This is a genomic window from Ohessyouella blattaphilus (assembly GCF_024721265.1).
Taxonomy (GTDB): domain Bacteria; phylum Bacillota; class Clostridia; order Lachnospirales; family Lachnospiraceae; genus Aequitasia; species Aequitasia blattaphilus_A.
In genome coordinates this window covers 433,348-454,099 of the sequence record NZ_JAMXOC010000001.1, presented here as the reverse complement: position 1 = coordinate 454,099, position 20,752 = coordinate 433,348, and the positions used below count along the sequence as shown (strand labels likewise).

The following is a 20,752-nucleotide window of genomic DNA, read 5'->3' as shown; positions in this document are numbered from 1 at the left end:
AGGAATTTTGTGCAACAGCACACGCCGAAGGCGCAAGAATTTGCGGAACGCAAATTCTATTTTAAATAAAGTAAAGCAAAGAGAAAAGCTTCGGTAGGGGAGCTACCGAAGCTTTTCGAGGGGAGTATAAATAATTAATAAGGGGTTGTAGAAACTTGTCGTCTCTACACAATTTAGTATAGTATAAAGCGAAGATAATTGCAAGACGCCAAATCGGAGATATATGCACAGATTTTCCGCTGAAAATTTGGGCATATTGTCAAAAGTATTCTGCTTGACAAGGTTGACAAGGGTGGGGTGCAAACCGTAATATTAATTGAAAGATTAGGAAGAACGAGGAAGAATATGAGTACATATGAATTTATCGCACCTTGCCATTTTGGTCTAGAAGCGGTGCTTAAAAGAGAGATTACCGATCTTGGCTATCAGATTACCAAAGTTGAAGATGGACGCGTGATGTTTAGCGGGGATCAAGGAGCGATTGCCAGAGGCAATGTGTTCCTAAGGACGGCAGAGCGCATTCTGTTAAAGGTTGGCGAGTTTAAAGCCACAACCTTTGATGAGCTGTTTGAAAAGACGAAGGCTCTACCTTGGGCAGATTTTGTTCCTCAAAACGGTAAGTTCGGGGTGGTAAAAGCTTCCTCAGTAAAGAGCAAGCTCTTCTCGCCTTCTGATATACAAGCGATTGTGAAAAAGGCAATTGTCAGCAAAATGCAAATGGCATATAATATAGAGTGGTTTCCGGAAGATGGTGCGAATTATCCCCTACGAGTCTTTATTATCAAAGACATGGTGACAATCGGTCTCGATACCTCGGGAGCGGCCCTTCATAAAAGAGGGTACCGAGAGGATTCGGGAATTGCTCCCATAAGAGAAACGCTAGCGGCGGCTTTGATTATGCTAACTCCTTGGCATGGAGATCGGATTCTTGTAGATCCTTTCTGCGGTAGCGGCACTATTCTTATTGAAGCGGCAATGATGGCGGCTAAGATAGCCCCGGGAATGAATCGCTCATTTACGGCGGAGGCTTGGGAGAATATCCTTCCGAAAAAAGTATGGTACGATGCCATCAATGAAGCGAATGACCAAGTGAAAGACGATATCGAAACGGATATACAAGGTTACGACATCGATCGCAGTGTGCTTAAGATGGCTCGTAAGAATGCCGAAATTGCCGGCGTGGATCACTTGATTCACTTTCAAGAGCGGGACGTTAAAGAACTAAACCATCCAAAGAAGTATGGTTTTATAATTACCAATCCGCCATACGGCGAACGTCTTGAAGACCAAGAAAGTATCAAGGGCCTTTATAAAGAGCTAGGAAAAGGCTACGAACGACTGGATAGTTGGTCTCTTTATATGATTACCTCATATGAGGATGCCGAGAAGTACTTTGGGAAGAAGGCGGATAAAAACCGAAAGTTATATAATGGCATGCTTAAGACTTATTTCTATCAGTATTTAGGACCCAAGCCACCAAGGAGAAGAGATTGACAATGGACAAAATCATATTTGCAACAGGAAACGAACATAAAATGGTAGAGATTCGCATGATTCTCGAAGGACTAGGAGTAGAGATTCTATCACAAAAAGAAGCGGGTATTCGTGGGGATGTCGTCGAAGATGGCAAAACCTTTGAAGAGAATGCCCTAATTAAGGCGAGAGAGATAGGTAAGCTGGCGTACCAAAGTCCAGAGCTTCGCGGCGCCGTAGTGCTTGCTGATGATTCGGGTTTAGAGATTGACGCTCTCAATAAAGAGCCAGGGATTTATTCGGCGCGCTATTTAGGAGAAGATACCAGTTATACAGTAAAGAATAATGAAATCCTAAGACGCTTGGCAGATGTGCCTGAAAATAAGCGCCAGGCTCGCTTTGTCTGCGCAGTGGCAGCCTATTTTCCCGATGGGAGTGAAGAGGTAGTCAGAGGCGTGATGGAAGGCAGGATTGGTTATGAGATTGCCGGGGCTAATGGCTTCGGTTACGACCCGATTTTCTATTTACCGGAACAAGGGGCGACAAGCGCCGAAATTTCACCAGAGCTAAAAAATGAACTTAGTCATCGTGGTCAGGCTCTGAGACTGATGAAGGAAGTAATTGAACGTAGATGAAGGTATTAATTGTAAGCGACACTCATAAAGCGCATAATGGACTAAAGGAAGCGATAAAGAGGGAAGCGCCTCTAGATATGCTCATTCACCTTGGCGACGGCGAAGGCTACGAGGATGAGATTAAGGAAATGGCCAATTGCCCCGTTCACATCATCGGTGGGAACAATGACTTTTTCTGCGATTTAGCTAGAGAAGAAGAGTTTTTTATCTGCGGTGTGCATGTGTTTATTACCCATGGTCACGCTTATTTTGTGAGTCTTGATGAAGAACGGTTGCTGGCAGAAGGCCGTGGGAGAGGCGCGGATATTATTATGTACGGACACACTCACAAGCCTTCCGTTCATGAAGAAGGAGCAACCACAATTCTTAATCCAGGCAGTATCTCTTACCCTAGACAAGAGGGAAGAAAGCCTAGTTATATCGTTATGAATGCAGATTTAGAAGAAAAACCAAAATTTGATATAAAATACTTGTAAATAATCATTGACATCTCCGTCACCTTAATATATAATAATTTTTGTCGCTACGGAGAACTTCTAAAGCTAGCGATAATAATTTCATAGCTACGGGGTGTGGCTCAGCTTGGCTAGAGCGCCTGGTTTGGGACCAGGAGGTCGCAGGTTCGAATCCTGTCACCCCGATTTATATGCGGGTGTAGTTCAATGGTAGAACACTAGCCTTCCAAGCTAGATACGTGGGTTCGATTCCCATCACCCGCTTTTGTAAAGCCCTGAAATAAATATTTCTTGGTTTTTATCATTTGAGTCTATAGCTCAGCTGGATAGAGCAACGGCCTTCTAAGCCGTAGGTCGCAGGTTCGAATCCTGCTAGGCTCGTTGGAGCACTTAGCAACTGTGTTACAAGTTGCTTACGTGCGTAACATGGCGAAATACTTAGCGAGGTGTTTTACGAGCTTAGTATTGAGGCTCGTTGCCAGAGATAGTTAAGGTGCTTCTAAAAATAATATGGTGGGTATGGTGCAGTTGGTTAGCGCGCCAGATTGTGGTTCTGGATGTCGAGGGTTCGAATCCCTTTACCCACCCTCAGCTATCAATTTGATAGCGGAATTAAAAGATTGGGCTATCGCCAAGCGGTAAGGCACAGGACTTTGACTCCTGCATTCGTTGGTTCAAATCCAACTAGCCCAGGTTAGTCAGATGACTTAATACAAGCGACTGACACATAGTTAAAAGGGCGTGTAGCTCAGTTGGTAGAGCACTTGACTTTTAATCAAGTTGTCCGGAGTTCGAACCTCCGCACGCTCATAGCCTTTTGGCTTAATTTAATACGCGGATGTGGCGGAACTGGCAGACGCGCTAGACTTAGGATCTAGTGTTTCACGACGTGCAGGTTCGATTCCTGTCATCCGCATAAAAGTCTTAATTTCTTGTTTTACAAGGGGTTAGGACTTTTTTCATATTCAAATGATAATCCTATCCTTGCCAAATTATTTTTTTCTTGCTCAAAGGTTTTCCCAGGAGTGGTTAGGTAATTGCCTACAATCATGGCATTTATCCCGGCGGTATATCCCAAATACTCGTCTTCCTTTAAGGCTCGTTCCCGTCCGCCGGCAAAGCGCAAGTTTCTGTCTGGCAGAATAAGACGGAAAACGGCGATGGTTCGAAGGATCTCTTCGACAGAAAGAGGTGCCTGCTTTTCTAAGCGTGTTCCGGGAAGCGGGTTAAGGATGTTAATTGGGATACTATCAATATCCAGCTCTTTTAGCGCAAAAGCCATTTCTACCAGCTGTTCTGGGGACTCGCCCATGGCGATAATGCCACCGCAACAGACGTCCAAACCGGCTTCCCTGGCAATATGAATAGTCTCTAGCTTTTCGTCATACGTGTGGGTAGTGCAGATGTTGGGGAAATATGAAGCACTAGTTTCAATGTTGTGATGGTAACGGGAGACACCGACATTCTTTAAACTACTTGCTCTTTCAGGTGTTAGGCTGCCGAGAGAAGCGCAAAGTGCCATGCTTGTTTCTTCGTTTAATCTTTGGAGGATGTGTAAAATCCTGGCAAACTCGGTATCCGTCAAGTGCTCGCCGCTAGTCACTAAGCTGTAGCGATTGACACCCATATGCCGCAAACTCTTAGCATTATCGATAATTTCCTCAACGCTTAAGTCATTTACTGCGACTGGCCTAACATTGCTGTCGTGATATGTAGACTGGGCGCAAAAAGCGCAGTTGCCAGAACAGCGACCAACCTTTGCAGGATAGATGGCACAGGTATCTATTTGCGTACCAAAATGTTGACGTGTAATTGTATTGGCTGTTTGGATAAGTGGAGAAAGTGGTGTCGCTTGGGAATCCATTAGAACATTTGCTTCTGCTACGGTGAGTGTTTGTCCGGCTAGGACATTTTCTAATATTGACATAATATGCAGTCTACCTTTCGTTATTTTTAAGTTGATGCTTAGCTATTATATTCTTGCGTGACAAAAATGTCAACTTATAATATAAAAGGTTAACAATCTGCACTAAAAGCGTGTTAGGAGACGAAAAGGCTGCCTTGATGCTGGTGCTATATGAGCCGTAGTTGCCTTGAATGGGGGGGATGGTTTATACTGGTGATTAACTTGCAGAGGTAGAGATGGAGGATATCAGATAATGAGTGAGAAAAAAGAGCGATGTGGGTGGGCTGGTGAAGACGAATTATATTGTCGGTATCACGATGAAGTCTTAATTTCTTGTTTAACAAGGGTTAGGACTTTTTTCGTATATATACCGTTTTACATTCGTCTGAGCATATAGCAAAAAAAGTCGAGAGTCCTTTTTGAGAAAGAAGTAAACTTACATTGTAAGGTGGTGATAAGATGAAGGAGCAGATATTAGCTGTTCAACACATGCAAGATTATATCGAAGATAATTGTACCCAGGAGATTTCTTTGACGGACTTAGCTAAGGTGTCGTTGTTTTCTCCCTGGTACTCGTATCGGCTCTTCAAACAGTACACGGGTTTAACACCTGCAGAGTACATCCGCAAGGTTCGGCTGTCAAAATCCGCACGGCGGCTGAAGGAAGAGGAGTGTAAGATTATCGATGTGGCGTATGATATGGGCTTTGGTAGTGTTGATGGTTATCAAAGAGCATTTTACCGGGAATTTGGGTGTAACCCTGCTGAATATGCTAATCACCCAGTTCCGATTCAACTCTTCGTCACCTACGGAGTAAAATTCAAAGAACTCAGAAAGGAAGTAATCGATATGACAAATGTACAAAATGTTTTCATTCAGTTGATTCACAAACCCGAACGTAAGGTGATTATTAAACGGGGAGTCAAGGCGACAGAGTATTTTGGTTATTGTGAAGAGGTTGGATGTGATGTGTGGGGGCTCTTGACGAGTATGGATTCCATAAGTGGCGAACCAGTCTGCTTGTGGTTACCAGAGGCGTATCGCAGTGCTGATACTTCTGTTTACGTTCAGGGAGTAGAAGAGCCGGTTACGTATGACGGACCGGTGCCGGAAGGTTTTGATGTTATTACATTGCCAGCAGCGGACTACTTGATGTTTCAGGGAGAGCCGTTTAGAGAAGAAGATTATGGGGAAGCGATTGTGGCCGTCGAGAATGCAATTAACAAATACGACCCTTCTCTCCTAGGATTCCAGTGGGATGGAGACAATCCGCAGATTCAGTTAGAACCGCGCGGTGAGCGAGGCTATATTGAAATGAAGGCAGTAAAAGCGAAATAGGATTATCACAACAATTAGTCCAATTCCGATCCTAGCTAACCACATGGTGGATTTCTTATAGGTTATCGGGGGAGAGGTATCTTCTTTATGGAGTCCGAGTGCTTCGATGAGGGCCTTGGCCTGTTCCTCTTGATCTGCTGGGACAGAGATTTGCTCACCTTTGGAGAGGCTATCTTTAAACATCTCGGGCATGACCCCTTTGCCGATTGGCTGGTACACGGCTGTGATTCCGTTATATTCTAAAGTGTGAAGCAGTAATTCGGTTTCTTCTTTGTTATAAGAGATGTAAATTACCGGTTGTTCACGAGGCATATTGTTGGTCGTCATAAGGTGTACTCCTTGCATTTGTGATACGTATAAGTATATCATGTTCTTGTTGCTGGTGCCATATGAGCAGTAGTTGCCTTGAATGAGGGGATGGTTTATACTGGTGATTAACTTGCAGAGGTAGAGATGGAGGATATCAGATAATGAATGAGAAAAAAGAGCGATGTGCGTGGGCTGGCGAAGACGAATTATATTGTCGCTATCACGATGAAGAGTGGGGCGTACCCCTTCATGATGAGCGGCGTTTATTCGAAATGCTTTGCCTAGAAGGGGCTCAGGCTGGTCTTAGCTGGATTACGATTCTTCGGAAAAGGGAGAACTACCGCAAAGCTTTCGACAACTTTGAGATAGATAAAATATTAAAATACGATGAGAAAAAAATAAACGAGCTCTTGCAGGATGCGGGTATTGTCCGCAACCGCCTGAAGATTCAAGCGGTTATTACCAATGCGAAGGCTTTTCGCGAGATACAAGAGGAGTTTGGTAGCTTTGATAGTTATATTTGGTCCTATGTAAAAGGGACGCCAATTCAAAATCACTGGAAGGATATCCAGGAAGTACCGGCAAAAACGGAACTATCCGATCAGATTAGCAAGGACTTAAAGAAACGCGGGTTTAAATTTGTCGGCTCGACCATTATATATGCCTATATGCAGTCTATCGGCATGGTGGATGATCATACGGCGAATTGCTTTTGTAAAGGGAGTAGAAGTTGAAGAATAGAAGTTTGAAACAAAAGATTCAGGTGATGATTACGGCGATGCGCAGAGAAAGACGACAGCATCGCTCGTCTTTTATCGTCTATATTGTATTGCGGGCACTGGTCTTGCTGACCATGATTTTACAGATTTTTAACCGTAACTATGAGAATGTGTTCCTGTGTTTGCTAACGCTATTGCTGTTAATTGTCCCTAGCTTTATCCAGGTGAATCTTAAAATCGAAATTCCCACGGCGTTTGAAATCACGATTTTACTTTTTATCTTTGCGGCGGAGATTCTCGGGGAGATAAGTGCTTTTTATATTCAGTTTCCCTTTTGGGACACAATTCTTCATACGATTAACGGGTTCTTAATGGCGGCTATTGGTTTTGCCTTGGCGGATCTCTTGAATCGACAGAAAAAGGTGAGTTTTCATCTGGCACCTTCTTTTTTGGCGATAGTGGCGTTTTGCTTTTCCATGACGATCGGGGTGCTCTGGGAGTTCTTCGAGTGGGGCATGGATAGCTTCTTTGGTCTAGATATGCAAAAGGATACATTAATCCACGAGCTGCGTACGGTTTATTTAGACCCGACTAGGCAAAATGTGGTGGTAACTATTAAGGATATCACTTCTACGGCGGTTAATGGGCAAGACCTAGGAATCGGTGGTTATCTAGATGTTGGCCTTCGGGACACGATGATGGATTTACTGGTTAATTTTGTTGGCGCCGTTATCTTTAGTATCTTAGGGTATTTTTATGTGAAATATAGAAACAAGAAGAGTTTGGCTAAAAAATTTATTCCTGTCCATAAGAAAGAGGAAGAAGATTTCTTAATGCAGGCGATAAACGAGATGGACGAAGAAGAAAGTAAGAAGGAACGCTAATCATGCAGATGAAAAGATTCTATATTTTGGTAGCAGCCGTCATTCTCATTGTGGGAGTTTTGGTCGGGTCCTATATCGCTCAAGATAGACTGGTGAAGAAAACGGATACAAGCGGGAGCAAAGAAGAAACGTATACTTATCACGTGGCGATGCTAGTGAATGATCGGCGGGATGTCTTTTGGCAATCCGTCTATCAGTATGCTAAAGAAGCAGGGCGTAATCAGGATATTTACGTCGAAGATTTTGGCGCGAGAATGGGTGAGAAATATTCTCGGGAAGAACTGCTAGAGATGGCGATTGCCGCAGAAGTGGACGGGATTATTATCGAAGCAAACAACAGTCCCGAGATGGTGGCGCTTATCGATGAGGCAACGGCTAAGGATATCACCGTTATTACTGTAAGTAGCGATGCAACGGGGAGTAAGCGACAGAGCTTTGTTAGTGTAAATGATTATGCGCTTGGTGAGATGTACGGAAATCAAGTGGCCGCTCTCAAAGGTAGCGCTACCGGAAAAGTGACGGTACTACTAGCCGCAGATGGTGGCAATACGGGACCGGATGTTATCTTTTCGGGGATTAATAAAGCGATTGAAGCAAGCGGGGAAAAGTTCCAGTTAAATTCCTTGATGGCCGGGGAAACGGGAGAGTTTGAATCAGAAGAAAAGATTCGTCAGCTGTTACGAGATGGCGATACGAGACCCGACGTGCTGGTGTGTTTAAGCGCAGTGGATACCATTAGTGCATATCAGTGCGTGGTGGACTATAACCTAGTAGGCAAGGTAAAGATTGTCGGCAGTTATGATACTCCTAGGATTCTCGAGGGTGTCGAGAAAGGGATTATCCAGTCGACGATTGTGGTCAGTGCCCAGGAGATGGGGAATAAAGCGATTCAAGGGATGTCCGACTATTTGACGAAAGAATATACCAGTGAGTACATGAGTGTAGAGAGTAAGCTGATTACGAGAGAAAATGTCACTGACTATCTTAAGGAGCAAGAGGAACAAGGTGAAAAATAACAAAGCAAATTCCATTTGGAAAAAATTAACTCAGGTGTTCTTGGTGGTTCTAATCGTGGTTTTTCTGATTAACGCTTTCATCTACTACAACCTAAATAATACGATTTCTCAGGTGGATAACGTCTATAGCAGCAATATTCAGTTGAACGATTTATCGGAGAACCTCCAGTCGATTCAGGATCAGCTCTACGAATATTTAAGTACTCAGAGCTCCGATGTGCTAGAGAGCTACTATACATACGAGCAGGATTACCGGATTAAGATGAGAGATTTAAACCAGAAGGTGGTAAGCGACAACTACTTGCTGATGGAAAAGAATATCTACTTCCTGTCCCAGACGTATCTAGAGTATGCGAACGAGGCGATTAACGCTAAGCGGGGGCGAGACGTTAGTAAATATAAAGACGCCTATGAAAAGAGTGATAAGCTATACGACTATCTGCAGGCGGGAATTGATAGTATGAACACCACAAGTTTCTTAGAGAACGCTCATAATTATTCGGTGTTAAGAGAAAGTCTTAAGGTGATTATGATTTCTAGTATCGTGGCCCTTTGTGTCGTGATGGCGCTTTCCACCGTTTGGGTTATCTCGATGACTAGAAGCATTACGAAGCCTCTGGTTAAGCTAGCGGATGCCGCCCGGGAGATCGCTGCCGGTAATATTGAGGTGGATTTTCCTATCGTCGAGACAGGGGATGAGATTACGGCTGTAGCCAAAGCCTGTAATAAGATGATCGAGAGTATCCGCTCTCATATTGAGGAGACTAGGGCCAATATGGAGCGGGAGAGTCGGCTAAAAGAAAATGAGTTGACGATGAAGTCAGACTTAAAGGAAGCTCAGCTTAAATACTTGCAGGCTCAGATCAACCCTCATTTTCTGTTTAATAGTCTAAACGCAGGCGCCCAGCTGGCGATGATGGAGGGGGCAGAAAAGGCTTGTATGTTTATTGAAAACATGGCTGATTTTTTCCGTTACAACGTACGTAAGCTGGGACACGATTCCACTTTAAGAGAAGAACTGCAGCTAATCGATAGCTATATCTATATTTTAAATGTGCGTTTTTCAGGGGAAATCAAATATCAAAAGCAGGTAGATGAGCGTTACCTAGACACGGTGATGCCAGGGATGATTTTGCAACCCATTGTGGAGAATGCCGTGAATCACGGTCTGCGAGGCGGTGAGGGAGGCGACTTATTACTATCTGTTTACAGTGACCGAGAGGAACTTCGTATTAGTGTTAGAGATAATGGCTGCGGGGTAGATAAAGACATAGCTGCTCAGATTATGGCTGGTGCTTACGAGAACAGCGGCGAGCAAAAGGATTCGGCAGGCGTCGGTCTTGATAATGTCATCAGCCGGTTGCGCAGCTATTACAATAAAGAAGAGGTGTTTGTCATAACACCCCTTGAACAAGGGACGGAAGTAACGATTATCATTCCGACAGAGAAGAGGGCAAAGATAAATGACGAAAATATTGATCTGTGATGATGAGGGTATTGTTAGAGAATCCCTACAATTTATTATCCAAAAGAACTTTAAAGACGAGTTTGTTACGGAAGTTGCGAAAAACGGGCGAATCGCTATTGAACTGGCCGAGTCTTTTCGCCCGGATATCATTATGATGGATATTCAGATGCCAGGGATTAATGGCATTGAAGCGATGGCAGAGATTCGCCTGGAGAACAAAAATGTCTTGTTTATCGTGCTTACCGCTTATGATAAATTTGAATATAGCCAAGCCTCTATCGATGTGGGGGTATTTTCCTATTTAACGAAGCCGATTAACAAAGATGTGCTCTGTGAGGTGTTGCGAAAAGCGGCTCAGAAGGTGAAGACCAAGAAGCAGAAGGTCAAATCAGACCTATTAATCAAAGAAAAGATGGAAGCAGTAATCCCCCTAGTAGAAAGTGGGTTAGTATATAGCATTCTTTTAGATAACACCAATGACTCAGGGGACGGCATCGGTTACCGGGAGCTCTTAGATATTAAAGAGGATTACGGCTATGTCCTCCTTTTGACCGCTGGTGATGAGCTTCGTAAGGGCAAGTTAACGAATCTCGTCGGTGCGGGGATTGCTCTTGGCAATCAGTTTCAAAAGGTCAGGGAGACGCTTAAAGAGGCGCTACCAGGGATTGTCGGCGAGGTCATGTCCAATAAGATCGTAATGATTATTCCCTGTCTTGAGGAGCGGGAGGATTACCAGACGCGGATTCAGAAGATTGAAGGGGTGCGGGCCCTCCTGAGAAAGCTAGAGCAGCAAACCAACCTAAAATTTAAGGCGGGGATCGGTTCGGTGGTGCCTTGGTCGCAGATGCTAGAATCCTACCGAGAAGCCAGCAGTACAGTTTCCGGGGGCATCGGTAAGGTGACCCACGCCAAGGATATGCCGGTAAGCTGTGTCTATGAAGAGGATTATCCCATTGATTTGGAGAAAAAGCTCTTCGATGGAATTGAACGCGGCAACGCCGAGGAGACAAAGAAGTACAGCGAAGAATTTATCTACTGGATGCAGTCCCGCTCTACAGGGCTCGATAACTCGGTCCGTCTTAAGGTTATCGAATTTATTCTCTGGGCTGAGCGCTTAGTCTATATGCAAGGCGGTATTGTCTACCGCTTTAATGCCCGGGAGGACTATATGGATACTTTGCTAGGGCTAGTTTCTTTTGAAGAGGTGGAAGTGTGGTTTGTTAGGAAGATGACAGAAGCGGCTGAGCATATCGCCATGAGCCGACAAGAACGGACGGGGAATGTGGTCGAAAGGGCGAAGACTTATATCAACGATCATTTTACTGGCGATTTATCTCTAGAGACCTTAGCGGGGGAAATCGGTATCAGTCCTTACTATTTAAGTAAGCTGTTTAAGGAAATCGAAAAAGTAAATTATATCGATTACGTAACGGGACTGCGAATGGACTATGCAAAAGCCGCTTTATCGGGAAGCGAGAAGAGTATCAAGGAAATATGCGCCGAATCAGGCTACAGTGACCCTAATTACTTTAGCCGGATTTTTAAACGCTGGACGGGAAAGACGCCCACAGAATACCGGGAGGGAATTTAGTGTATGAAGAGAAAAGTGGCAGCACTTTTAGTAATCTGTATGCTGGGCACCTTGAGTGGCTGTGCCAGTAGCGAAAAGGAGAGTCAGCTTACAAAAGACGAGAAAGAAGCAGAGGTGCGTATCGGCATCACCTTCGACACCTTTGTTTTAGAGCGTTGGATTAGAGACCGAGACGTCTTCGTCTCCACCGCCGAGAAGCTAGGGGCTAGCGTAGATGTGCAAAACGCCAACGGCGACGTGGATAAACAGCGAGAACAGATTAAGCGCTTTATCGAGGAGAAGATGGATGCCATTGTGATTGTGGCGGTAAACTGTTACCAGCTCTCCGATGTGGTGAGAGAAGCGCGAAACGCGGATATTAAGGTGATCTCTTATGACCGGTTGATTCAAAATGCCAAGACCGATCTTTACGTAACCGTCGATAACGAGATTGTTGGTCAAAAGATGGCGGCGAATATAAGAGAATGCTTGCCAGATGGGGGCAACGTGGTGATGATCTGCGGTCCGAAAGAAGATAGTAATAGCCTGGATGTGGCCAATGGCTTTGAGCGGGAATTAAAGGATGACAAATGGCAGATTATCTATAAGAGCAACGTCCAGTCGTGGACTCCTGAGAACGGCTTTAAGGCGGTAAATGAAGCCTTTGATACGGTTTCTGATAGCGATGCTAATATCGATGCGGTGATGTGCGGCAACGACGGGCTAGCCGGCTATGCTTTTCGGGCTCTTAGCGAACGGCAAATGGCGGGGAAGGTCATCGTCGTTGGTCAAGATGCTGACCTTGAGGCGTGCCAGCGAATCGTCGAGGGGACTCAGTCGATGACGGTCTTTAAGCCGATTGACGAGTTAGCCAAGATGGCAGCCGAGTGTGCGGTCAAGCTAGTAAAGGGCGAGGATATTGGCATGATTGGCGAGATTGCCAATAATAAGACGATTGAAAACGGCAGTACAGTTATGTACCGCGGTTTGTTGCCGATAAGCGTGACGAAAGAAAATATGGATAGCGTTATTATCGATTCCGGCTTTCATGTTAAAGAAGAGGTTTATCTGAATATGACAGCGAACCAGTAGCATATTTTTAAAAAAGGTCTAGTACAAAAAAGTGCTAGATCTTTTTTTATGGAAAAAAACACCATGAATATTTTCAGACGATGGCAAACATGTCCTATTCAAAAGTTGTTATATTTTACTCAAACAAAAACTACATTAACGAACGGAGGAAAAAAATGAAGAACAGATTGAAAAAGTTATTGGTAGTGGGAATGGCAGCAGTAATGATGTTTTCCCTAGCAGCATGTAGTAGCACCGGTAGCGGTGGCGCTGACAAGGACAAGACAGAGGACAAGAAGACCGAAGCAGGAACGGGTAAAGTTGGTGTAGCGATGCCGACAAAGGATCTTCAACGCTGGAATCAAGACGGCGAAAACATGAAGAAACAACTAGAAGCTGCTGGCTATGAAGTAGACCTTCAATACGCAAGTAACGACGTGGCAACTCAAGTATCTCAAATTGAAAACATGATTTCTGGTGGCTGTGAGCTCCTCGTTATCGCCTCTATCGATGGTGACTCTCTTGGAACACCACTAGCCACAGCAGAAGAGCAAAATATTCCGGTTATCTCTTATGACCGTCTGATTATGAACTCTTCAGCAATCGCTTACTATGCGACTTTTGACAACTACTTAGTAGGTCAAAAACAAGGCGAATACATCGTTGAAGCTTTAGATCTTGACAATGCTGATGGACCTTTCAACATGGAAATCTTCACTGGTGACCCGGGAGATAACAACGTAAACTTCTTCTTTGGTGGTGCTATGGACGTTCTTCAGCCATACATCGATGACGGCAAACTAGTGGTTCAATCAGGCCAAGTTAAAAAGGAAGAGTGCGCAACTGCTGACTGGTCAACAGAAAAAGCACAATCAAGAATGGATGCTATCCTAAGCTCTAACTATGCAGATAAGAAATTAGATGTTGTTCTTTGTTCAAATGACTCAACGGCTCTCGGTGTAGAGAACTCTTTAGAAGCTAACTACACAGGCGAATGGCCACTTATCACTGGACAAGACTGTGATCTTCCAAACGTTAAAAACATGATCGCCGAAAAGCAATCCATGTCAGTATTTAAAGATACTCGTAAATTGGCAGAACAAACTGTAAAAATGGTTGACGCTATTATGAGCGGTGACACTGCAGAAACAAACGATAATGAGTCTTACGACAATGGAACCGGCATTATTCCTACTTATCTTTGCGATCCAACAGTAGTAACCATTGATAACTACAAAGAGATGTTAATCGATTCTGGTTACTATGCAGAGGACGAGCTTAAATAGGTAAAGAAATTTATTTACAGGCGGGTTACTTCCCGCCTGTATTTTCTAGAAGGCAGGAGGAATATAATGGCTAAAATAATCTTAGAGATGAAAAACATAACCAAGACTTTCCCCGGTGTTAAGGCTTTAGATAATGTGAATCTGAAAGTGAAAGAAGGCTCTATTCACGCGCTTGTGGGTGAAAATGGGGCCGGTAAATCTACATTGATGAACGTGCTTAGCGGCGTCTATCCTTACGGAAGCTATGAAGGCGATATCATCTATAACGGTGAGACGTGTCAATTTAGCAAGATTAAAGATAGTGAAGAAAAGGGAATCGTTATTATTCACCAAGAACTGGCTCTAGTTCCCGAGATGACCATTGGTGAAAATATGTATCTAGGAAATGAGCAGGGAAAAGCATTTGATATTGATTGGAACAGAACGTACGGAGAGGCGGATAAGTACTTAAAACAAGTAGGCTTAGAAGAGTCCTCTCGGGTACTTATTAAAGATATAGGAACCGGTAAACAGCAGCTAGTAGAGATTGCGAAAGCCTTGGCGAAAAAGGCTAAGCTTCTAATCTTGGATGAACCTACTTCATCCCTTAATGAAGAGGACTCTAAAGCGCTCTTAGATTTGTTGCTGGAATTCAAAAAGCAGGGAATGACTTCAATTATCATTTCCCACAAATTAAACGAGATAGCATATGTTTCCGATGAGATTACGGTTATCCGTGATGGTTCAACCATCGAAACTTTAGATAAAGCCACAGATGATATTACTGAAGACCGGATTATTCAGGGTATGGTTGGGCGAGAGCTAACCGATCGCTTTCCGAAGCGGACGGAAAACTATATTGGTGATGTCTCCTTAGAAGTTAAGAACTGGACCGTTTACCATCCCCTTTACACCGAGCGCAAGGTGGTCAACAATGTCTCCTTCAAAGTCCATAAAGGTGAGGTGCTAGGTATATCGGGACTAATGGGGGCTGGACGTACAGAGCTGGCCATGAGTATCTTTGGCAAGAGCTACGGCAAAAAGCACTCTGGTGAGTTATATATTAACGGTAAAGAAGTTACCCTTAATTCGGTGAAAGACGCTATCGAACACAAGCTAGCGTACGTGACGGAGGACCGGAAGGATAACGGTTTGATCCTTAGCAATCCGGTACGGGTGAATACGACTTTAGCAAACTTACAGGGGGTTAGTAAACGCGGGGTTATCGATGCGGATAAAGAGATTGCGGTGGCAAAAGAATATAAGGAAAAGCTGAATACCAAGTGTCCTACCGTAGAGCAAAACGTGGGCAACCTAAGCGGCGGAAATCAGCAAAAGGTACTCCTAGCCAAATGGATGTTTGCCGAGCCGGATGTCCTGATTTTGGACGAGCCTACTAGAGGGATTGACGTTGGTGCTAAGTACGAAATTTACAGCATAATTAACGACCTAGTTAAAGCCGGGAAGTCCGTTATTATGATTTCCTCAGAACTTCCAGAGGTTCTAGGTATGTCAGATCGCATCTATATTATGAATGAGGGCAGGATTGCCGGTGAATTGACTTGTGAGGAAGCGAGCCAGGAAAAAATTATGGCCTGTGTCGTTAAGTCTGGTAAAGGAGGAGAATAGGATATGGATAAAGCAAAGGTTTCAACTTTTTTCAAAAAATATACAATGGTTATCGTCCTGGTCATTGTCATGTTACTATTTACTTGGCAGACAGGAGGTAAGCTTTTACTACCACAAAATATTAACAACCTGATTTTACAAAACGCTTACGTATTTGTCTTAGCAACTGGTATGCTGCTATGTATTTTAACTGGTGGTAACATCGACCTAAGCGTTGGTTCGGTAGTTTGTTTTGTCGGTGCCGTTGGCGCCACCCTAATGGTAAAGAACAATGTCAACGTGTTCCTTAGTATTGTGATTATGCTAGCTGTCGGTCTACTAATCGGTATCTGGCAAGGGTTCTGGATTGCCTACAGACGAATTCCCCCATTTATCGTAACCTTAGCGGGAATGCTGATGTTTAGAGGGATGTCTAATATCGTACTCCAAGGTTATACGATTGCGCCGATGCCACAAGGATATCTAAATCTTTTCAATAGCTATATTGTGGACTTCTTCCAAGGAGATGGCTTTAATATTACTAGTTTGGTAGTGGGGATATTGGCAGCAGCAATCTATACGATCAGTCGTTTTCGTCAAAGATTTCAGCGTCTAAAAAAAGGCTACGACGTGGATAATATCGGAACCGATATCTTGCGCTGCGTAGTCATGAGTGCAGTGATGATTGCGCTGATGTGGCGCTTAGCAATGTACAAAGGGATTCCTAACATTTTGTTATGGATAGGTATTATTGTCCTGATTTATGCGTATATCACCTCTAAAACTACCGTTGGTCGTCATTTCTATGCCGTCGGTGGTAACGAGAAGGCAGCGAAGCTTTCCGGTATTAATACGAACCGAGTGTATTTCTTAGCTTATGCGAATATGGGACTATTAGCCGCAGTAGCGGCGATGGTAACGATCGCTAGATTAAATTCTGCTAACCCGACGGCAGGTGATAGCTACGAAATGGATGCCATTGGTTCCTGTTTCATCGGTGGTGCTTCTGCCTATGGCGGTAGCGGTACGATTCCGGGAGTTATTATCGGTGCTACATTAATGGGTGTTATTAACTTAGGTATGTCCATTATGGGAATTGATGCCAACTGGCAGAAGGTGGTTAAAGGCTTGGTTCTTTTGGCAGCGGTAATCTTCGATGTAGAATCTAAGAAGAATTCAAGATAAGCGAAACTATTCACACCTTGTAACAATAGACGAGGCCGAGATAAAGCACCTAATTAGGTACAGCTATCTCGGCCTCTTTTTCGTTTCCGACTGGTCGTATTATATCATGAATATGTGGGAAAAACGTGAACAATTATTTTTGGATAATCAAAGAGTTCGCAAAAAATTTGCGCTTACTCTTTCCACTTCACTGTTATTAATATCAAGCAAATGATATTTGTTTTGTTTGAAGAAGCCATCTTCTAAATCTCTGATATAATATTTTTCGACCAGTTCTAATGCTTCATGTCTAGACTCGGCTGCATTGATGTAGTTCCCTAAATCGTCTCTAATTATAAACATATCATAGCCCTCCTAAGGCTATTGTAGTCTAAGTGAAAAACTAACAAGTACCCTTTTGACAAATATATAACGGGAAAATTATCCAAGAGGATAGTATATAAATTAACTGGTAAGTATGGTAAAATGAAAATAGTTTTTAGAAAATAGGAGGAGATAAGATGGCATTAATTATTATTTTAGTAGTTGTTGTAGTGTTAATTGCTTGGGCTATTGGGGCCTACAATGGCTTAGTACAAGCCCGTAATAAGGTGAAGGCAAATTGGTCACAAATCGATGTGGTTTTAAAGCGAAGAGCGGATTTGATTCCTAACTTGGTGGAGACGGTAAAGGGTTATGCGGCTCACGAGAAAGGGACATTAGAAGCGACAATCGCCGCTCGTAACAAGTACTTAAGCGCAGGAAGCCCAGAAGAACAGATGCAAGCATCGGGTGAGTTAACTCAGGCCCTTAATCGGATTATGATGTTAGGTGAGGCGTATCCAGATTTAAAGGCCAATACTTCGTTTAATGACTTGCAGCAAAATCTAAAAGAGACAGAAGATAAGATTCAGTACGCAAGACAGTTTTACAATGACTCTGTTTACGCTTACAACAACAAACGGGAAACTTTCCCATCTTCAATTGTAGCCGGTATGTTTAACTTCAAGCCTTACGAAATGTTTGCTGCCGAAGCTGCGGATAAAGAGGTGCCAAAAGTTGAATTCTAAAAAACGCAAAAAGGGACTGGCGGTAGTCTTGGTTCTCCTTTTGTGTTTCGCCTTTGCCGTGCCTTTAGCGGCAGCAAGCGGTGACGACTTTGGCTTAGATATCGAAGTTGTGCTCGCCGAAGATGGCAGTGCGACGATTAAGGAAATATGGGATATTAACGCAAATCAGGGGACGGAGATTTACAAGCAACTATTTAATATGGATGGTATGGAAGTTCATGATTTCCAGGTGGAAGAAGACGGTAAGAAGTATGAACAGTTAGAGTGGTGGGACGTGGACGCTAGCCAAGAGGAAAAAGCGTTCAAATCAGGAGTAGTAGGCACCGACGAAGGATATGAACTCTGCTTCGGCGTTGGTGAGTACGGTCGCCATAAATACGAACTGAGTTATAAAATTACCGGCTTTGTCTATCAGCTAGAAGATGCTTTTGCGGTTAACTTTCAGTTTGTTAGCCCAGAAATGAATGTCAAGCCAAATGAAATGACGATTAAAATAAGTGGAGTTAATGTGAATCCTGATACGAGAGTCTACGGCTTTGGTTTTGAAGGGGACATTCACGTAGAAGGTGAAGAGGGAGACTATTACATTCTTGCCGTTAGCGATGGTGAAGTTGATTATGCCAATGTCTTTGCCGGCTTTGAAGAAGGCTCGTTTACAGATGCTAACCAGACGTATGCTTCTAGAAGCTTAGAGGATATGATTGATGAAGCCAGAGAAGGTAGTGACTATACCGACAGCTCTGGCGGCGGGTTCCCGTGGTTTCACGTAATCGTATCGGTAATCTTTTTAGGCGGAATTCTGACGGCGGTAACTGCATCATCAAAGAAAAATAAACGCCTAAAGACGCTAGAGTTTACCGATGGTCGTAATGAACTACCGGCCTATAAGGACGTTAATTATTTTCGTGATATTCCCGCCAATAAAGATATGTTTCTCTTCTACTATATTGCTAGACAAGCGGATTTAGTCGATGAGCAGACGGCTCAGTCAGGTCTTGTTAGTGCGATTTTACTTAACTGGATTCGTACGAAAAAGGTGGAGTTTGATAAGACGGAGAAGAAAGGGATATTCTCTTCAAAAGATACCTTTACAATTCACTTTTTAGATGACGGGAATGGTTTAAGCACGCCGATGGAAAAGGTGCTCTATGGGTACTTTAGGGAAGCGGCTGGGGCTAACCTGGTGTTAGAAGACAAAGAGTTTGAGCACTGGTGTACGAAGAACTACGAATCCATGACGGGCTGGTTTGCTTCGGTGGACACAGCGGTTGCGGGCATGCTCGGGAAGAATGGCTACGGCGAAACCCAGACGGTTAAGCAAAAGGTAATGTTCTTTGATACGAATATTATTAAAACCATTTATACGCCCAAATTCCGGGAAGAGCTTTTGCACTGTATCGGCTTCAAGCGCTTCTTAGAGGAGTTTGGCAGTCTTGGAGAAAAGCAAGTAAAAGAAGTTGTCCTTTGGGAAGAGTACTTACTATTTGCCTCTATCCTTGGCATGGCCGATAAGGTAGAGAAGGAAATCGGCCGCTTATATCCCGAGTTTAACGAGCAGTCGGATATCGATATCTTCTATACTTCAATGGCGACGAGAGCGTTCGTTCTCCATAGTATTAGCAATGTGCACTCCGCAGAATCAGCTGCCAGATTCGAAGGTAGTGGTGGTTCCACTTCCTTTAGTGGCGGTGGCTCCTCCTTTGGTGGCGGTGGCGGTGGCGGTGGCTTCCGTTAGAAAGAAGAATCAAGGTGATAAAGATGGAAAATGGGGATAAGAATAAACAGTACATTCTCAGCTCGGTAGAAACAGCTCTATCGGTGCTGGAGCTGTATTTTGACCATGAAGAGCTGAGTGCCGCTGAGGTGGCAAAATATTTAAAGATAAGCAGGAGCACAGCCTTTCGCTTTTTGGTAACCCTAGAAAGTAAAAGTTATTTAAAGAAGACAGAGAATTCTAAATATCGGTTAGGAATCAAACTTTTTGCCTTGGGACAGGTAGCGAATCGGCGAATGGAGCTAATTTCGCTGGTACATCCGTATTTAGAGAGATTGACAGAATTTACCGGTGAGACTTCACACTTTACCTGTATGGACGGGGACAGCTATGTGGCCTTTCTAGACCACGTCCTGGGCACCAAGCATCTACATATGAACATGATGCTGGGAACCAGGCGGGTTGCTCATACGACTGCTTCGGGAAAGGTAATGCTTGCTTACGGAGCCGCTCAGCAGATTACGAAATATCTTAAAAATATAAGTTTCATCCAGCAAACGGAAAACTCGATTAAAGATGCGAAACAGTTGCTAGAAGAGTTAGAAGAGATTAAGGAGATTGGCTACGGATGTGACAACGAAGAGGCCGAGGTTGGTCTTAGTTGCTACGCGGTCCCCCTTCTTAATGCCGAGGGGATGCCGGTAGCGGCCATCAGTATCTCCGGTCCAACGACTCGGTTAATTGCCAACAAAGAGTCCTACCTAAAGAAATTAGAGGAAGCAGCGGGAGAAATTATGTCTGCCCTTAAGTAATTAAAACTGAATACAATAAAGAGTACTCCTCTTTTGGTTGATTTTTAACGCAAAGAAATCAACCAAAAGGGGAGTTTTTCTATCGGCAAAAGCAGGTAAAATAAGTACATAATACACAAAAAAGGGATTGATAAAACCGTAACATTATAGAAAAAGCACAAAAAAATAATGTGATTTCAGTAAATCCCTACATTGACATGAAGAAACGGGAATGCTAACATCAAAACAAATAAGTTCTCTCTAGGTAACAAGGTTTCGCTTAGAGAAACAAAAAG

19 protein-coding genes and 7 tRNA genes are annotated in these 20,752 nt (G+C 43.7%); 23 read left to right on the top strand and 3 right to left on the bottom strand.

Translation table 11 applies throughout. The annotated features are described in order from the left end of the window. Nucleotides 1-345: 345 nt before the first annotated feature. The 10 genes from NHH16_RS01955 (at nt 346) to NHH16_RS01910 (ending at nt 3,479) form a co-directional block, all read left to right on the top strand. Nucleotides 346-1,494, top strand: coding sequence for a THUMP domain-containing class I SAM-dependent RNA methyltransferase (locus tag NHH16_RS01955; RefSeq protein WP_262067907.1), 1,149 nt, complete (start codon nt 346-348; stop codon nt 1,492-1,494). Nucleotides 1,495-1,496: 2 nt separating this feature from the next. Continuing rightward, nucleotides 1,497-2,108 carry an RdgB/HAM1 family non-canonical purine NTP pyrophosphatase gene (gene rdgB / locus NHH16_RS01950; protein ID WP_262067906.1) on the top strand — a complete coding sequence of 204 codons (612 nt, stop codon included), beginning with the start codon at nt 1,497-1,499 and terminating at the stop codon, nt 2,106-2,108. After that, nucleotides 2,105-2,584 carry a metallophosphoesterase family protein gene (locus tag NHH16_RS01945; RefSeq protein ID WP_262067905.1) on the top strand — a complete coding sequence of 160 codons (480 nt, stop codon included), beginning with the start codon at nt 2,105-2,107 and terminating at the stop codon, nt 2,582-2,584. Before rdgB ends, NHH16_RS01945 begins: the two co-directional genes overlap by 4 nt. Before the next feature lie 90 nt (nt 2,585-2,674). After that, nucleotides 2,675-2,749, top strand: a tRNA-Pro gene (locus tag NHH16_RS01940). A gap of 7 nt (nt 2,750-2,756) precedes the next feature. Then, nucleotides 2,757-2,827: transfer RNA gene (locus NHH16_RS01935), tRNA-Gly, on the top strand. Between the two features lie 43 nt (nt 2,828-2,870). After that, nucleotides 2,871-2,944 (top strand) — tRNA-Arg (locus NHH16_RS01930). Between the two features lie 132 nt (nt 2,945-3,076). After that, nucleotides 3,077-3,150: transfer RNA gene (locus NHH16_RS01925), tRNA-His, on the top strand. 34 nt (nt 3,151-3,184) lie between these two features. Then, nucleotides 3,185-3,256 (top strand) — tRNA-Gln (locus NHH16_RS01920). 44 nt (nt 3,257-3,300) lie between these two features. Continuing rightward, nucleotides 3,301-3,373: transfer RNA gene (locus tag NHH16_RS01915), tRNA-Lys, on the top strand. Nucleotides 3,374-3,397: 24 nt separating this feature from the next. Continuing rightward, nucleotides 3,398-3,479: transfer RNA gene (locus NHH16_RS01910), tRNA-Leu, on the top strand. Nucleotides 3,480-3,500: 21 nt separating this feature from the next. Here the strand turns inward: NHH16_RS01910 and bioB are convergent. Further along, a complete protein-coding gene (gene bioB, locus NHH16_RS01905) occupies nt 3,501-4,490 on the bottom strand; it encodes a biotin synthase BioB (protein ID WP_262067904.1) in 990 nt (329 codons plus the stop codon). A 438-nt stretch (nt 4,491-4,928) separates the two neighbouring features. Between bioB and NHH16_RS01900 the strand changes: the two genes are divergently transcribed. Continuing rightward, entirely contained in the window at nt 4,929-5,807 is an 879-nt protein-coding gene (locus NHH16_RS01900; protein WP_262067903.1) for a helix-turn-helix transcriptional regulator, read from the top strand. Here NHH16_RS01900 and NHH16_RS01895 read toward each other — a convergent pair. Then, the gene (locus tag NHH16_RS01895) at nt 5,751-6,134 is read right to left on the bottom strand and encodes a hypothetical protein (RefSeq protein WP_262067902.1); all 384 of its coding nucleotides are present in this window, start codon (nt 6,132-6,134) and stop codon (nt 5,751-5,753) included. The genes NHH16_RS01900 and NHH16_RS01895 overlap by 57 nt on opposite strands. A gap of 143 nt (nt 6,135-6,277) precedes the next feature. Here NHH16_RS01895 and NHH16_RS01890 point away from each other — a divergent pair, with 143 nt between their 5' ends. From NHH16_RS01890 to mmsB, 9 genes are all read left to right on the top strand, one after another. Then, the gene (locus NHH16_RS01890; RefSeq protein WP_262067901.1) at nt 6,278-6,850 is read left to right on the top strand and encodes a DNA-3-methyladenine glycosylase I; all 573 of its coding nucleotides are present in this window, start codon (nt 6,278-6,280) and stop codon (nt 6,848-6,850) included. A gap of 32 nt (nt 6,851-6,882) precedes the next feature. Then, the gene (locus tag NHH16_RS01885; protein WP_262067952.1) at nt 6,883-7,719 is read left to right on the top strand and encodes a DUF2238 domain-containing protein; all 837 of its coding nucleotides are present in this window, start codon (nt 6,883-6,885) and stop codon (nt 7,717-7,719) included. Nucleotides 7,720-7,721: 2 nt separating this feature from the next. After that, a complete protein-coding gene (locus tag NHH16_RS01880) occupies nt 7,722-8,735 on the top strand; it encodes a sugar ABC transporter substrate-binding protein (protein ID WP_262067900.1) in 1,014 nt (337 codons plus the stop codon). Then, a complete protein-coding gene (locus tag NHH16_RS15610) occupies nt 8,725-10,221 on the top strand; it encodes a sensor histidine kinase (protein ID WP_262067899.1) in 1,497 nt (498 codons plus the stop codon). The genes NHH16_RS01880 and NHH16_RS15610 overlap by 11 nt, the downstream gene beginning before the upstream one ends. Next, nucleotides 10,199-11,794 (top strand): response regulator transcription factor, encoded by a 1,596-nt coding sequence (locus NHH16_RS01870; RefSeq protein WP_262067898.1) that lies wholly within the window; start codon nt 10,199-10,201, stop codon nt 11,792-11,794. The genes NHH16_RS15610 and NHH16_RS01870 overlap by 23 nt, the downstream gene beginning before the upstream one ends. A 3-nt stretch (nt 11,795-11,797) precedes the next feature. Then, nucleotides 11,798-12,865: a sugar ABC transporter substrate-binding protein gene (locus NHH16_RS01865; RefSeq protein ID WP_262067897.1), complete on the top strand. Its 1,068-nt coding sequence runs from the start codon at nt 11,798-11,800 to the stop codon at nt 12,863-12,865. A 155-nt stretch (nt 12,866-13,020) separates the two neighbouring features. Then, a complete protein-coding gene (gene chvE / locus NHH16_RS01860; protein WP_262067896.1) occupies nt 13,021-14,130 on the top strand; it encodes a multiple monosaccharide ABC transporter substrate-binding protein in 1,110 nt (369 codons plus the stop codon). Between the two features lie 66 nt (nt 14,131-14,196). Beyond that, nucleotides 14,197-15,738 carry a multiple monosaccharide ABC transporter ATP-binding protein gene (mmsA, locus tag NHH16_RS01855; protein ID WP_262067895.1) on the top strand — a complete coding sequence of 514 codons (1,542 nt, stop codon included), beginning with the start codon at nt 14,197-14,199 and terminating at the stop codon, nt 15,736-15,738. 3 nt (nt 15,739-15,741) lie between these two features. Next, nucleotides 15,742-16,902: a multiple monosaccharide ABC transporter permease gene (gene mmsB / locus NHH16_RS01850; RefSeq protein ID WP_262067894.1), complete on the top strand. Its 1,161-nt coding sequence runs from the start codon at nt 15,742-15,744 to the stop codon at nt 16,900-16,902. A 147-nt stretch (nt 16,903-17,049) separates the two neighbouring features. On the opposite strand, the gene NHH16_RS01845 is transcribed toward mmsB, so the two are convergent. Then, nucleotides 17,050-17,244, bottom strand: coding sequence for a hypothetical protein (locus NHH16_RS01845; protein ID WP_262067893.1), 195 nt, complete (start codon nt 17,242-17,244; stop codon nt 17,050-17,052). Nucleotides 17,245-17,402: 158 nt separating this feature from the next. Between NHH16_RS01845 and NHH16_RS01840 the strand changes: the two genes are divergently transcribed. From NHH16_RS01840 to NHH16_RS01830, 3 genes are read left to right on the top strand one after another with little or no spacing between them, the layout of a single operon-like run. Continuing rightward, nucleotides 17,403-17,951, top strand: a complete 549-nt coding sequence (locus NHH16_RS01840; RefSeq protein ID WP_262067892.1) for a LemA family protein — start codon at nt 17,403-17,405, stop codon at nt 17,949-17,951. Further along, on the top strand, nt 17,941-19,686 hold the full coding sequence (locus tag NHH16_RS01835; protein ID WP_262067891.1) for a DUF2207 domain-containing protein: 1,746 nt from the start codon (nt 17,941-17,943) through the stop codon (nt 19,684-19,686). The genes NHH16_RS01840 and NHH16_RS01835 overlap by 11 nt, the downstream gene beginning before the upstream one ends. A gap of 23 nt (nt 19,687-19,709) precedes the next feature. Next, entirely contained in the window at nt 19,710-20,477 is a 768-nt protein-coding gene (locus NHH16_RS01830) for an IclR family transcriptional regulator (protein ID WP_262067951.1), read from the top strand. Nucleotides 20,478-20,752 lie beyond the last annotated feature (275 nt).

Coding starts and splice junctions, on each gene's coding strand:
- NHH16_RS01955 (WP_262067907.1), top strand. CDS start 346: ATGAGTACATATGAATTTATCGCACCTTGCCATTTTGGTCTAGAAGCG.
- rdgB (WP_262067906.1), top strand. CDS start 1,497: ATGGACAAAATCATATTTGCAACAGGAAACGAACATAAAATGGTAGAG.
- NHH16_RS01945 (WP_262067905.1), top strand. CDS start 2,105: ATGAAGGTATTAATTGTAAGCGACACTCATAAAGCGCATAATGGACTA.
- bioB (WP_262067904.1), bottom strand. CDS start 4,490: ATGTCAATATTAGAAAATGTCCTAGCCGGACAAACACTCACCGTAGCA.
- NHH16_RS01900 (WP_262067903.1), top strand. CDS start 4,929: ATGAAGGAGCAGATATTAGCTGTTCAACACATGCAAGATTATATCGAA.
- NHH16_RS01895 (WP_262067902.1), bottom strand. CDS start 6,134: ATGACGACCAACAATATGCCTCGTGAACAACCGGTAATTTACATCTCT.
- NHH16_RS01890 (WP_262067901.1), top strand. CDS start 6,278: ATGAATGAGAAAAAAGAGCGATGTGCGTGGGCTGGCGAAGACGAATTA.
- NHH16_RS01885 (WP_262067952.1), top strand. CDS start 6,883: ATGATTACGGCGATGCGCAGAGAAAGACGACAGCATCGCTCGTCTTTT.
- NHH16_RS01880 (WP_262067900.1), top strand. CDS start 7,722: ATGCAGATGAAAAGATTCTATATTTTGGTAGCAGCCGTCATTCTCATT.
- NHH16_RS01870 (WP_262067898.1), top strand. CDS start 10,199: ATGACGAAAATATTGATCTGTGATGATGAGGGTATTGTTAGAGAATCC.
- NHH16_RS01865 (WP_262067897.1), top strand. CDS start 11,798: ATGAAGAGAAAAGTGGCAGCACTTTTAGTAATCTGTATGCTGGGCACC.
- chvE (WP_262067896.1), top strand. CDS start 13,021: ATGAAGAACAGATTGAAAAAGTTATTGGTAGTGGGAATGGCAGCAGTA.
- mmsA (WP_262067895.1), top strand. CDS start 14,197: ATGGCTAAAATAATCTTAGAGATGAAAAACATAACCAAGACTTTCCCC.
- mmsB (WP_262067894.1), top strand. CDS start 15,742: ATGGATAAAGCAAAGGTTTCAACTTTTTTCAAAAAATATACAATGGTT.
- NHH16_RS01845 (WP_262067893.1), bottom strand. CDS start 17,244: ATGTTTATAATTAGAGACGATTTAGGGAACTACATCAATGCAGCCGAG.
- NHH16_RS01840 (WP_262067892.1), top strand. CDS start 17,403: ATGGCATTAATTATTATTTTAGTAGTTGTTGTAGTGTTAATTGCTTGG.
- NHH16_RS01830 (WP_262067951.1), top strand. CDS start 19,710: ATGGAAAATGGGGATAAGAATAAACAGTACATTCTCAGCTCGGTAGAA.